The organism is Vibrio sp. V30_P3S12P165, assembly GCF_009904905.1.
GTDB lineage: Bacteria > Pseudomonadota > Gammaproteobacteria > Enterobacterales > Vibrionaceae > Vibrio > Vibrio fujianensis.
In genome coordinates, this window is sequence record NZ_WXWH01000015.1 from 15,747 (window position 1) to 28,831 (window position 13,085).

The window sequence follows — 13,085 nt, forward strand, 5'->3', positions numbered from 1 at the left end:
AACTTACTTAGAATAAGGCATTTTCTCTGTGATAGATAAATTAGGCTGTTTATGGAATTGGTCCTTTCTCTACTACAACAAATGTGTGTTTACTTTGTATTGGCTTATATGCTGAGTAAAACCCCGTTATTTCTCCCTATCCTCAATATATCCAGCCATTTATCACATAAATTGAGCGTCTATGTATTATTTTCCTTATTTTGTATTTTAGGCACCTATTTAGGTTTACAAATCAATGATGCGATTGCCAATACACGAGCGATTGGCGCGGTTATGGGAGGTGTATTTGGTGGGCCAGTGGTTGGCTTTGCTGTCGGGTTTACTGGCGGAATGCATCGCTACACCCTCGGTGGTTTTACTGATCTTGCTTGTGCCGTTTCAACAACCGCTGAAGGTTTAATTGGTGGGTTATTTCATTTATACATGATTAAAAGGGGAAAGCGCCAACAACTGTTCAATACCCGTGCAGTCTTTACGATTACGTTGATTGCCGAACTGGTGCAAATGCTATTAATTTTATTAATAGCCAAGCCATTCGCTGAAGCCTACGCACTAGTCTCGGCGATTGCGATTCCGATGATCATCGCTAACTCTTTAGGTGCTGCTCTGTTTATGAGTATCCTACAAGATAAAAAAACCATTTTTGAAGAATATTCTGCTACCTTCTCGCGCAGAGCACTGAATATTGCAGAACGGTCGGTTGGGATTCTTGCCGCAGGTTTTAACCCCAATAATGCTGAGAAAATAGCCAGAATTGTCTACGAACAAACCAATGTTGGTGCCGTCGCGATTACCGATAGAGAAAAAATTCTCGCTTTCGTCGGCATTGGTGATGATCACCATAAACCGAACACCCCAATCTCCTCGCAAAGTACGCTCGATGCCATCATGCGGAATGATATTATTTACCTTGATGGTAAAGAGCACCCTTATCAATGTTCGTTGTCCGCCACTTGTAAACTGGGATCAGCGCTCATAATTCCACTCCGAGCTGGCGATCGAGTCATTGGTACGATTAAATTATACGAACCTAAGCGTAAACTGTTTTCAACCATTAATATGTCAATGGCACAAGGGATTGCCCAACTTCTTTCTAGTCAAATTCTTTATGGCGAATATCAAGAAAAGCAGATCCTCTTATCGCGCGCAGAGATCAAGCTACTTCAAGCCCAAGTAAACCCGCATTTTCTATTTAATGCATTAAATACGATAAACGCCGTGATCCGTCGGGATCCAACCAAAGCGCGAGAACTTATTCAACATCTCTCACAATTTTTCCGCAGTAACTTAAAGCAGAATATTGGAACGGTTACTTTAAAAGAAGAACTAGCCCATGTGAATGCTTATCTAACCATTGAAAAAGCACGTTTTAGTGATCGCCTTGACGTGGAAATTGACATCCATGCAAAACTGCTCGAACGCAACGTTCCCAGCTTTACTCTGCAACCTTTGGTTGAAAATGCAATCAAACACGGGACCTCAAACCTATTTGAAGGAGGAAAAATACGCATCTATAGCCAACCAGAAGAAGGGGGCGATCGCATTGTTGTGGAAGATAATGCCGGAAGCTATCAAACGCCAAAACAAGATCATGATGGCCTTGGAATGCAAATTGTGGCTAAACGCTTAACCTATAAATTTGGTAATGCGTCATCACTTAACGTGGCTGTTGAACCCAACCAATATACTCGGATGAGCTTTCTCATCCCACACAAAGGAAGTTACTAAAATATGAGTATGCTCTCTGCATTAGTCATTGATGACGAACGCTTTGCTCGTGAAGAACTCGTAGAATTATTAGACGAAAGTGGCAAGATAAAAGTCATTGGTGAAGCTAACAATGCGATTGAAGGACTAAAAAAAATTCATCAACTCAAACCCGATGTCGTGTTCCTTGATATACAAATGCCACAGATTACGGGTATTGAGCTGCTCGGTATGCTCGATCCTGACACTATGCCCAAAGTGGTATTTGTCACTGCTTATGATCAATACGCATTACAAGCTTTTGAAGAGAATGCTTTTGATTACTTACTAAAGCCCGTCGATCCCGCTCGCTTGAATAAAACCATCCAACGCTTACAGCGTAATCTGACTAAAACACAAGATTACACGTTATTAGCACCTCACCAGCTTGATCATATCCCTTGCATTGGCCTTAATCGAATCATGATCATTCCAACTCAGGCGGTAGAATTTGCCTTTAGTGATCTCTGCGGAGTACATGTTCAAACTGCTCAGCAACGAGCAACCAGTCAGTTAACACTCAAGATCTTGGAAGAAAAAACGCCATTACTTCGCTGTCATCGTCAATATCTGATCAACCTAAAAGCGCTCAAGGAGATCAAATTATTGGAAAATGGATTAGCTGAAATTATCACTTCAAGTGAACACTCAGTGCCCGTGAGCCGACGTTATTTAAAAGAGTTAAAAGAAAAACTGGGCTTTTACTCCTGAATAAAGGCGCTAACACGCCTTAATTTAAACATATTGCTCAACAAGACGCTGCATGGTGACTCTGGCTTGTTGCCATTTGGTTAGTGATTGTAACTCTCTGTAGCTAAATGATTGTTTTTTAAGAAGAGTATGCGCTTGTGCTACCTCTGTGATAGGTAGGTTATCTAACACTGTCACAGCAGACTCACGTTTATTGCACATTAAAATCATATCGCATCCAGCGGCTAACGCCTGCTGCGCTCTTTGTGCGGCCCCCCCCATCATCGCAGCGCCTTCCATACTTAAATCGTCAGAAAAAACAATCCCTTTAAAGCCTAATTCCTGACGTAATTTCTGCTTTAACCAATAGGCGGAACCACTAGCAGGCTGCGAATCATAATAAGGATAAATCACATGGGCTGGCATGATAGCATCCAATATTCCCTCATCAATTTGCGCTTTAAAAATAGCCATATCGTCATCAATCGAATCACGTTGATCATAAGGCGTTTCTAGATGAGAGTCGGCCAGCACCGCACCATGTCCAGGAAAATGCTTACCGGTTGTGGCCATACCCACCGATTTCATCCCATGCATATAAGCACGGCTATAGGTAAGTACCGTTTGAATATCTTGACCGAATGCGCGACTACCAATAGCTCGGCAGTCAAATCCCTTATCCAACACAGGGGCAAAACTAAGATCAATATCATGGGCAATCAGCTCAGCAGCCATTAGCCATCCACCGAGTTCTGCTAAGGCTTCTCCATTTTGACATTGAGCATAATATTGCGCAGCCGGAATTAGGCTAAAACCATCACGAAAACGCTGAACCCTTCCCCCTTCCTGATCTACGCCAATCAAAATCGGACGTTTTGCCGCTTGACGAATCGCTTTATTCAACGCCAACAACTGCGAATTATCGTGATAGTTTCTAGCAAATAAAATCACACCACCAACGGTTGGGTGTGCCAAAATTTCACGATCTTCAGCGGTTAATTCACAGCCTTCGACATCAAGCCATAACGGTCCCATATTTGTCCCTTATTAAATAGTAAAGAGGTGAAAGTAAAAATTATCACAGCCGATGAAGTTATTCAGTTTGTTTTTCCATTACAATAACGTTTCATCACCTAACCCACCCAAGATGCATGGGATAAAAGCATGACTGAACGTGAACTCTATATTGGCATTATGTCTGGAACTAGTCTGGATGGCATTGATACTGCCTTGGTGGCGTTAAGCGAACATCATATCGAATTACTGGCACACGATTGTCTCGCTATGCCAGAGAAGATCAAACAGCGGTTACTTAATATTTGCCTCGGTCAAGCGACCCATCTACCAGAAATTGGACAGTTAGATTATCACCTCGGCCACCTCTATGCCGATGCTGTCGAGCAATTATTGCTAAAAAGCGGTTATCGCGCAGAACAGATCACCGCGATCGGAAATCATGGCCAGACCGTGTTTCACTAGCCCGATGGAGAGTCTCCTTTTACCCTGCAATTAGGAGATGCCAATATTGTGGCCGCTCGAACCGGAATCACCACTATTGCTGATTTTCGTCGTAAAGATATGGCCTTAGGCGGTCAAGGGGCTCCGTTAGTGCCTGCTTTTCATCGCACGGTATTTAATGTCACAGAGTCAACCATTGTAGTGCTCAATATTGGAGGGATTGCCAATATCTCCGTTTTATTCCCCGATAAAAACGTCTTAGGTTACGATACCGGACCTGGAAATACACTGATGGATGCTTGGTGCCAGCGACATAGACACCAACCTTATGATAAAAATGGTGCTTGGGCACGCCAAGGACATATTAATCTCTCTTTACTGCACGCATTAAAGCAAGATCCTTACTTCCTTCGCCCAGCACCAAAAAGTACTGGTCGAGAATATTTTAGCTTACCGTGGTTGGAGGTTCATCTGGCCAATCATTCATTGAGTGCCCCCGATGTACAGCGGACATTATGTGAATTGACCGTACAGACCATTACCGATGAGGTTAGCCGTTATGCTCAAGGCTCGACACCACAACTATTGGTGTGTGGCGGAGGCGCTCAAAATGGCCTCTTGATGGATTGTTTGCAAACTCACCTCCCAACATGGCATGTGGCTTCGACTGACAGTAAAGGCGTCAATGGCGACTATATGGAAGCAATGGCTTTTGCTTGGTTAGCGCAGCGAAGAGTTCATGGTTTACCCAGCAACTTACCTGAAGTGACTGGGGCGAAACAGCTCGCGTCTTTAGGGGTCATTTACCCAGCAAAATGAGGTGGTCAGCTAATAAAGTGGCAGCATGATACTGCTATCACCATACTCTCGTTCTATCTTCATCAAACCTCATCAATGCCGGTGAAGGTGAAACAATAATGCTGATCGGCATCAACGATTATACTCATTCCAACCACGTTGCCATTCCATTCTAAATTTTTGAGCTTGTTCCGTGCCTTCACACACCCCTTCATAATATTGCCCATTGACTCCCATTTGATAAGCGAAGTTAGGATTACAATACTCAGTAATTCCTTCAAGATAACCTTTTTCATAATCATTATGCTTAACCGGCCCTACCTCAGACAACGCTTGATAGGAACGAGGCGTATTACCAGCAACCCCATCATTGTAACCAATTTGATGCCAGTTACCCTGCTCGGCCAAATCATTTTCGCTAGCCACACAGCCCATTAACCCTAAAACGATGCCAACCACGATTACTCTACTCATTATTAACCTTTTACTTGATAGAATATCAAAAATAACAATATTAACGTTTTATTAAAAACCACTCAGCAAACTTAAATGCCTCTTAATTTTTTATACGACCACTCGCCAGAGTAAGGCATGAGCCTCTGCGATAAATCATTTATTATCAGCGCCGTTAAAGACACTTTAATCCATTAAAAAAACGTTAGCGCTTTGAGTATATACCCAAATAACTTGGAGTGGCAGATTCGCGGAAAGTAAGTCAGCCGATAAGCATCGGTACACGATACGCACGGAATAAACTGACGTAGTCAAACCGTTAGCCCTTTAAGTTACAAGGATATCACGCTCAATTGAACGATAAGCCCCTACGCATCATACAAATATAAAGGATACTGATCATGTTGTGGTTTCTAACCTGTGTTGCAGCCTTAATTGGTGGATACTTTCTCTATGGCACCGTGGTAGAGAAGATTTTTGGTATTAATGAACAACGCCAAACACCCGCTCATAGTAAAGCCGATGGCGTTGACTATGTCGCCATGTCGACCCCTAAAGTTTACCTTGTACAACTGCTGAATATCGCTGGCGTTGGCCCAATCTTTGGGCCAATTATGGGGGCATTGTATGGCCCTGCCGCTATGTTGTGGATTGTCGTCGGCTGTATTTTTGCCGGAGCAACGCATGACTATTTCTCAGGCATGCTGTCAGTACGTAATGGCGGTGCTTCTGTACCGAGTATTACCGGTCGCTACTTAGGCAATGGCGCGAAACATTTTATGAACATTTTTGCTATTGTCTTGTTGCTATTAGTCGGCGTGGTCTTTGTTTCAGCTCCTGCTGGAATGATTACTAATCTAATTAATTCACAAACAGACTTTACCGTTAGCATGACCAGCATGGTTGTTATTATCTTTGCTTATTACATTATTGCCACCATTGTGCCTGTCGATAAAATCATTGGTCGTTTTTATCCGCTATTTGGGGCATTGTTGATTTTTATGTCCGTTGGATTGATGACTGCCATTGCTTTTTCTAGTGAGCATCAAGTACTTGGGGGATTTGAAGTCAGTGATATGTTTGCCAATCTTAACCCCAATGATATGCCATTATGGCCAGCGCTGTTCATTACCATTGCTTGCGGTGCGATTTCTGGCTTCCACGCTACGCAATCACCATTAATGGCTCGCTGTATGGAAAATGAGAAAAATGGACGCTTTGTGTTTTATGGTGCAATGATTGGTGAAGGTATTATTGCATTAATTTGGTGTACCGTCGCACTATCGTTTTTTGGTTCATTAGACTCACTTTCTGATGCGGTCGCCAATGGAGGGCCAGGTAATGTCGTCTATGGTGCTTCATTTGGTTTGTTGGGGGTGTTTGGCGGTATTCTTGCCTTCCTTGGCGTGGTCATTCTGCCTATCACTTCTGGCGATACAGCCTTTCGCTCTAGCCGATTAATTTTAGCTGAGTATTTTAATATGGAGCAAAAATCATTACGTAATCGACTCATGATGGCACTGCCTCTTTTCATACTAGGTGCCGTATTAACTCAAGTCGACTTCGGTATTATTTGGCGCTACTTCGGCTTTGCTAACCAAGCAACTGCCGTCATGATGCTCTGGACTGCCTCAGCGTATCTACTCCGTCATAATAAACTACACTGGATTACCACAGTTCCAGCACTATTTATGACCACGGTTTGTATCACTTTCATCCTCAGCAATCATGCCCTTGGTTTTGGTTTACCCATGCAGTTGTCAACCATTTTAGGGATAACATCCTCACTGATGATTATGTTCTATGTCATACGAATCTCGAAAGGTAAAGGGGAAATTGATCTTGCTGAGCAACAAGAAGTTGAGAAAAAAACGATTAAAACCGCTTAATTGACCTTTTGGGTACTCAAAACCCCTCTGTATAGCCGGAGGGGTTTTCCACAATACTTCGAGGGCAGGCCTGTCACTCCCACGTGATTTTTCAGTACAATGGCCGTTGTAAATTAACTGATCTGTTTGATTTGCAGTTCTTTAGGTACTTCAAAAAACATATTTTCTTCACGACCAAGTACTTCTTCAATTTGTGTCGCCCCTAATTGTTGAATACGATCAAGAATTTGATCGACTAATGCCTCCGGTGCAGAAGCTCCCGCTGTCACGCCGACCGTGCTAATGCCATTAAACCACTGTGGTTGAATATCTTCTGGACAGTCAGTCAGATAGCTTGGAGTACCGAGTTTTTCTGCTAATTCTTTTAGTCGGGTTGAATTCGATGAGTTTTTCGAGCCGACAACGATCATCATATCAACTTGTTGAGCAAGCATTCGAACCGCATCCTGACGATTCTGCGTCGCATAGCAAATATCATCTTTACGCGGCCCTTGAATCTCTGGAAAAACTTCACGTAATTTATCAATCACTTCCGCCGTTTCATCGACAGATAACGTCGTCTGACTAACATAGTGTAGATGAGTCGGATCTTTAACTTTTGTGAGCAGTTCAAGAACATCATCGGGTTTTTCGACCAGATACATTCCCCCTTGGTCACTCGCATATTGCCCCATCGTCCCTTCAACTTCCGGATGTCCTGCATGGCCAATCAATACAACTTCCATGTGACGACGACTGGCACGAGAGACTTCCATGTGAACTTTGGTGACTAAAGGACAAGTCGCATCAAAAACCGTTAATGCCCGTTCTTTGGCTTCTTGACGCACCTGTTGAGAAACACCATGGGCAGAAAAAATAACAATGTTATCATCAGGAACTTCATTTAATTCCTCAACAAACACCGCTCCCCGCTGTTTTAAGCCTTCAACAACAAAACGGTTATGCACCACTTCATGGCGTACATAAATTGGCGGCTGGTATAGCTCTAATGCTCGTTCGACGATGCTGATGGCGCGATCAACTCCGGCACAAAAGCCACGAGGATTCGCTAACAATATTTTCATGTTATTGCTCATGAGTTAAAAAATCTAATTAAGGGAAGAACACTAATCGACCGAGATAATATCGACATCAAATATCACATCTTGTCCAGCCAGTGGATGGTTAAAGTCAACCGTGACAGAGTCGCCTGCTATCTCAGTAATGATGCCAGGAATTTCCACACCATCTGGGCCACTAAAAGCCATTATCGTGCCAACATCCACCTCGTTATCACCGACAAATTTTGCTCTGTCCATATAGTGGATAAGATCAGGATTGGGCAAACCAAAAGCATCTGGTGCAGACAAGGCTATTGCTTTCTGCTCCCCCGCTTTCATTCCTAACAAACAGTGTTCAAAGTTATCGCTTAAACTACCATCGCCGATGATAAGTTTTGCTGGCTTACCTATATTATGGGTACTATCGGCTACAGAGCCGTTTTTCAATTTAATGGAAAAATGCAGAGTGACTGCTGAGTTATGGGTAATGGTTGTCACGTTAGGCTTCCTTCACAAAAAGGAGACAAAGACTGAATCGCTTGTCTATTTTATTTATTATACAACGCCTTTCTAACAAAAAGCGCCGACCGAATCAACGGACGACGCTTAAGGTTATTCGATTAATATTCAGCAAACTTAATGCTTTTTACCACGAAAGCTATCCAATACAATCATGGCCGCACCAAGGCAGATGGTACTATCGGCTAAATTAAAAGCAGGCCAATGGTAAGTTCCCCAATAGAAATCGAGATAATCGACCACAAAACCGTGTACCACTCGGTCAAACACATTGCCCACTGCGCCACCAATGATCAACGCATAAGCAATATTGTTCCATTTTTCTGTGGCAGGTAAACGGCGCATCCAATAGGCTAATAATCCTACCACGATCACCGCGATACCGCTAAAGAACCAACGCTGCCAACCGGCTTGATCACTCAAAAAACTAAACGCGGCACCGTAGTTGTGAACGTAAAGCAAATTAAAGAACGGGAGAACTTCAATTCGGTTAGCCCACCCATAGCCCATTTCCTTCATGACTAGCAGTTTAATGCCAATGTCTGCCAAGAAAATGAGCAGCGCTAGCCATAGCCAACGCACTCCTGATTGTTTTAATGAAAATGCTTTTTGAGTCATACTCTCGCCTTGAAATTAAGCAAACTGACGCTGCTCGCCTTCACCTTCCACGTTAGACACACAGCGACCACAAATGGTTTCATGGCCTGAAATTGTGCCTACATCAGCAGTATAGTGCCAGCAACGTTCACACTTCTCAGCGTCGATTTTGCTCACTTGTACGAACAAGCCATCAATCTCAGTCGCTTGGGCCGCATCAGTCTGCTCTTCTAGTGCTTTTACTGTGGCTTTAGAGGTCAACAGCACAAACCGTAACTCGTCATGGAGTTTATTGAGTTTTTCCGCTAATGAAGGCTTGGCAAAGAGAGTCACTTCTGCTTGTAGCGAACCACCAATGATTTTTTCACTACGGGCATTTTCCAACAATTTATTCACTGCACCACGGACTTCTTGGATATCACTCCAAAATGCACTGCAGAGCGGTTCATTTTCATCTAAAGCAAACAAGTCTTGATACCACTCGCTGACAAAAACAAATGAACTGCGTTTTTCACCATTCGCTTGTAACTGTGGCATTGCGTTCCAAATTTCATCGGCGGTAAATGACATGATCGGTGCCATCCAACGCACTAACGCTTCAACAATATAATAAAGTGCGGTTTGACAACTACGTTGTGCATGCCCCCCACGCTTCGCAGTGTATTGACGGTCTTTGATCACATCGAGATAGAAAGACCCCATTTCAATAGAACAAAAGTGCATCAAACGCTGAACTACCGCGTGAGTGTTGTATTCTTCATACGCTTTAATAATTTCCTGTTGCGCAGCTAAAGCCCTTGCAACCGCCCAACGATCCAAAGCCACCATTTGTTCAGCGGGTACCATATCTGTCGCTGGGTTAAATCCATTCAAGTTCGCTAAGAAGAAACGAGCGGTATTACGAATACGACGATAGGCGTCCGCACTGCGTTTTAAAATTTCGTCGGAAACGGCCACTTCGCCGGTATAATCGGTTGAAGCAACCCACAAACGTAAAATATCGGCACCTAATTTATTGGTCACATCTTTCGGCGCAACCACGTTGCCAATCGACTTCGACATTTTTCGTCCTTGTCCATCCACCACAAAACCGTGAGTCAAGACCTCTTTATAAGGTGCTTTACCTTTCATGGCGACCGATGAAATCAGCGAAGATTGGAACCAGCCACGATGTTGATCAGAGCCTTCTAAATACATATCGGCTTGAGCACCGTGAAATTCTGATCGATTGTCTACAACCGCATAGTGAGTGACGCCGGAATCAAACCAAACATCTAGCGTATCGAGCACTTTTTCGTATTGCTCAGCATCGCTACCTAAGATCTCTGTTGTATCAAGATCCCACCATGCTTGAATGCCTTTTTGTTCAACCAACTGCGCGACTTTTTCAATCAGTGCTGGTGACTCAGGATGCAGCTCGGCTGTCTCTTTATGAACAAATAGTGCAATCGGTACACCCCATGTCCGTTGACGAGAAATACACCACTCAGGACGACCTTCAACCATACCTTCAATTCGGCTTTGACCCCAGTCCGGCATCCATTTCACGCCTTTAATTTCACTGAGCGCTTGTTCACGTAATCCGGCTTGATCCATCGACACAAACCACTGCGGAGTAGCCCGGAAGATGATAGGGGTTTTATGACGCCAGCAGTGTGGATAACTATGCTCATAAGCATGGTGATGTAACAGCGCGCCTCGTTCTTTTAGAACCTCAACCACAGCATCATTGGCTTTGAATACATGCTGACCGGCAAACAGTTCTGTATCGGGCAGATAAACACCGTTAGAACCGACAGGGTTAGCGACTTCCAAACCATATTTTTGCCCAACCGCAAAGTCTTCTTGACCATGGCCAGGAGCAGTATGTACCACCCCTGTCCCTGATTCTGTGGTGACATGATCACCTAAAATGGCAGGCACAGTAAAATCGTAGAACGGATGTTGGTATTGAGTTAGTTCAAGATCGGCACCTTTCGCAAAACCAAGATTATGGAAATGTTCAATACCCGCACGATCCATGACCTCTTTGGCCAGCTCTGCAGCAACAATGATGCGTTCAGCCTTTTCACCTTCAACTTGGATCAACACATATTCAAGATCGTCACGCAAGCAAACGGCACGGTTTGCAGGTAAGGTCCAAGGTGTAGTGGTCCAAATAACAATGGATAGTTCACCTTGTCCAGCATGATCTTGCGCTAAGTTAAATTTACTGAGCACCGCTTCGGGATCAACGGCTTTAAAGCGCACATCAATAGACGGAGAAACTTTATTTTTATATTCCACCTCCGCTTCAGCCAGCGCCGAACCACAATCAGTACACCAGTGCACCGGTTTAAAGCCTTTGAGTAGGTGGCCGTTATCAGCGATTTTCCCGAGGGCACGAATAATGTTCGCTTCGGTTGCAAAATCCATAGTGCGATAAGGTTTATCCCACTCGCCCAAAACACCGAGCCGCTTAAAGCTTTCTTTTTGGCCTTCCACTTGTCCTGCGGCATACTCACGGCACTTTTCACGAAACTCCGCCGCAGTCACTTTTTGACCCGGTTTGCCGACTTTTTTCTCAACCATCAATTCAATCGGTAAACCATGACAATCCCAACCGGGAATATAAGGGGCATCAAAACCTGATAGCGTTTTGGATTTAATGATAATGTCTTTAAGAATCTTATTGAGTGCGTGACCAATGTGGATATCCCCATTGGCATAAGGAGGGCCATCGTGCAGTACGAATGATTTTTTGCCTTTTTTAGCTTGACGGATTGCTCCGTATAGATCTTCTTTATACCAACGTTTTAGCATTTCTGGCTCACGTTTAGCCAGATCGCCACGCATTGGAAACCCTGTTGCAGGTAAGTTCAGGGTATCTTTATATTCACTCATCGATTCTTAATTCCGTTCTATTGGGCGAAGTTAGACATTATGTGCATCGGTGGAATCAACCGACTCACTGTAAAGCTGACGCAGCCACACCCTAGCAGCCTCAGCATCCAATTCAATTTGTTGCTTGAGTACCTCAAATGACTCAAACTTACGTTCATCGCGTAACTTATGTAACAACGCGACTTCGAGCTGTTTTCCATACAAGTTGCCTTGAAAGTTGAATAAATGCACTTCCAATTGCTGGCGAACTCCATTCACTGTCGGCCGTTGACCAACATTTGCCACACCAGCAATCGGGCATTCTCCCAAGCCATATGCTTGCACCACATAGACACCGGAAACCGGAGAAACACATCGTTTTAGTGGGATATTTGCAGTCGGGAAACCGATGGTACGGCCTAATTTTCGACCGTGAGAAACTCGCCCACTAATACTGTAATTTCTTCCCAGCATACTAGCAGCGAGAGGAAGTTCATCGGCGGCAAGCGCTTCCCTTATCAAGGTACTACTGACTCGTGCTTGTTCAACACAAAAACTGTGTGTATTCACCACCTCAAAGCCGTACTCTTTTCCAGCTTGACGCAGCATAGCAAAATCGCCCTTACGACCTTGCCCGAAACGAAAGTCATCTCCTACTACCAGAAACTTAACACCCAATTGGGTGACCAACAAGTCACGAATAAACGCCTGAGCATCTAAATTGGCAAAATGATGATTAAAATTGACACACAACAAGCGATCAAGCTCTAATTTCCCCAATTGAACAAATTTATCTCTCAAACGGGTTAACCGAGCAGGCGCACGCTCCTTTAGAAAAAGCTCCATCGGTTGCGGTTCAAACGTCATCACCACTGAGGGCAAATTCAAGTACTTCGCTTGCTTAGAGACCTGACTTAATACCTTTTGATGCCCCAAGTGTACTCCATCGAAATTACCGATGGTTAAAACACAACCGTAATGATGAGGCTTAATGTTATGAATACCGCGGATCAATTCCATTGCAATACGCTTA

At 43.9% G+C, this 13,085-nt stretch carries 10 protein-coding genes and 1 pseudogene; 4 read left to right on the forward strand and 7 right to left on the reverse strand.

Annotated features, from left to right (window positions below):
- Positions 1–51 precede the first annotated feature (51 nt).
- Positions 52–1,728, forward strand: a complete 1,677-nt coding sequence (locus CAG57_RS03160) for a sensor histidine kinase (RefSeq protein WP_161427301.1) — start codon at positions 52–54, stop codon at positions 1,726–1,728.
- A 9-nt stretch (positions 1,729–1,737) separates the two neighbouring features.
- Entirely contained in the window at positions 1,738–2,457 is a 720-nt protein-coding gene (btsR, locus tag CAG57_RS03165; RefSeq protein WP_099610690.1) for a two-component system response regulator BtsR, read from the forward strand.
- A gap of 24 nt (positions 2,458–2,481) precedes the next feature.
- Here the strand turns inward: btsR and nagZ are convergent, their stop codons facing one another.
- On the reverse strand, positions 2,482–3,471 hold the full coding sequence (nagZ, locus tag CAG57_RS03170) for a beta-N-acetylhexosaminidase (protein ID WP_099610669.1): 990 nt from the start codon (positions 3,469–3,471) through the stop codon (positions 2,482–2,484).
- Between the two features lie 129 nt (positions 3,472–3,600).
- Between nagZ and CAG57_RS03175 the strand changes: the two are divergent.
- Positions 3,601–4,713, forward strand: a pseudogene (locus CAG57_RS03175) (anhydro-N-acetylmuramic acid kinase).
- 111 nt (positions 4,714–4,824) lie between these two features.
- On the opposite strand, the gene CAG57_RS03180 reads toward CAG57_RS03175, so the two are convergent.
- Positions 4,825–5,166 (reverse strand): DUF2799 domain-containing protein, encoded by a 342-nt coding sequence (locus CAG57_RS03180; protein ID WP_161427302.1) that lies wholly within the window; start codon positions 5,164–5,166, stop codon positions 4,825–4,827.
- A gap of 380 nt (positions 5,167–5,546) precedes the next feature.
- Here CAG57_RS03180 and CAG57_RS03185 point away from each other — a divergent pair, with 380 nt between their 5' ends.
- On the forward strand, positions 5,547–7,034 hold the full coding sequence (locus tag CAG57_RS03185; RefSeq protein ID WP_099610666.1) for a carbon starvation CstA family protein: 1,488 nt from the start codon (positions 5,547–5,549) through the stop codon (positions 7,032–7,034).
- Between the two features lie 113 nt (positions 7,035–7,147).
- On the opposite strand, the gene ispH is transcribed toward CAG57_RS03185, so the two are convergent.
- The 5 genes from ispH to ribF all read right to left on the reverse strand — a co-directional run bounded on the left by ispH (position 7,148) and on the right by ribF (position 13,072).
- Entirely contained in the window at positions 7,148–8,098 is a 951-nt protein-coding gene (gene ispH, locus CAG57_RS03190) for a 4-hydroxy-3-methylbut-2-enyl diphosphate reductase (protein WP_202597817.1), read from the reverse strand.
- Positions 8,099–8,140: 42 nt separating this feature from the next.
- Complete coding sequence (fkpB, locus tag CAG57_RS03195; protein ID WP_099610664.1) at positions 8,141–8,572, reverse strand: FKBP-type peptidyl-prolyl cis-trans isomerase; 432 nt, start codon at positions 8,570–8,572, stop codon at positions 8,141–8,143.
- 138 nt (positions 8,573–8,710) lie between these two features.
- Positions 8,711–9,211 carry a signal peptidase II gene (gene lspA / locus CAG57_RS03200; RefSeq protein WP_099610663.1) on the reverse strand — a complete coding sequence of 167 codons (501 nt, stop codon included), beginning with the start codon at positions 9,209–9,211 and terminating at the stop codon, positions 8,711–8,713.
- Positions 9,212–9,226: 15 nt separating this feature from the next.
- Complete coding sequence (gene ileS / locus CAG57_RS03205) at positions 9,227–12,073, reverse strand: isoleucine--tRNA ligase (protein ID WP_161427304.1); 2,847 nt, start codon at positions 12,071–12,073, stop codon at positions 9,227–9,229.
- Positions 12,074–12,103: 30 nt separating this feature from the next.
- Positions 12,104–13,072 (reverse strand): bifunctional riboflavin kinase/FAD synthetase, encoded by a 969-nt coding sequence (gene ribF, locus CAG57_RS03210; RefSeq protein WP_161427305.1) that lies wholly within the window; start codon positions 13,070–13,072, stop codon positions 12,104–12,106.
- Positions 13,073–13,085 lie beyond the last annotated feature (13 nt).

What these genes read in the sequence shown, in the direction of transcription:
- CAG57_RS03160 (WP_161427301.1), top strand. Translation starts at nt 52, where the DNA reads ATGGAATTGGTCCTTTCTCTACTACAACAAATGTGTGTTTACTTTGTA.
- btsR (WP_099610690.1), top strand. Translation starts at nt 1,738, where the DNA reads ATGCTCTCTGCATTAGTCATTGATGACGAACGCTTTGCTCGTGAAGAA.
- nagZ (WP_099610669.1), bottom strand. Translation starts at nt 3,471, where the DNA reads ATGGGACCGTTATGGCTTGATGTCGAAGGCTGTGAATTAACCGCTGAA.
- CAG57_RS03180 (WP_161427302.1), bottom strand. Translation starts at nt 5,166, where the DNA reads ATGAGTAGAGTAATCGTGGTTGGCATCGTTTTAGGGTTAATGGGCTGT.
- CAG57_RS03185 (WP_099610666.1), top strand. Translation starts at nt 5,547, where the DNA reads ATGTTGTGGTTTCTAACCTGTGTTGCAGCCTTAATTGGTGGATACTTT.
- ispH (WP_202597817.1), bottom strand. Translation starts at nt 8,098, where the DNA reads ATGAAAATATTGTTAGCGAATCCTCGTGGCTTTTGTGCCGGAGTTGAT.
- lspA (WP_099610663.1), bottom strand. Translation starts at nt 9,211, where the DNA reads ATGACTCAAAAAGCATTTTCATTAAAACAATCAGGAGTGCGTTGGCTA.
- ileS (WP_161427304.1), bottom strand. Translation starts at nt 12,073, where the DNA reads ATGAGTGAATATAAAGATACCCTGAACTTACCTGCAACAGGGTTTCCA.
- ribF (WP_161427305.1), bottom strand. Translation starts at nt 13,072, where the DNA reads ATGGAATTGATCCGCGGTATTCATAACATTAAGCCTCATCATTACGGT.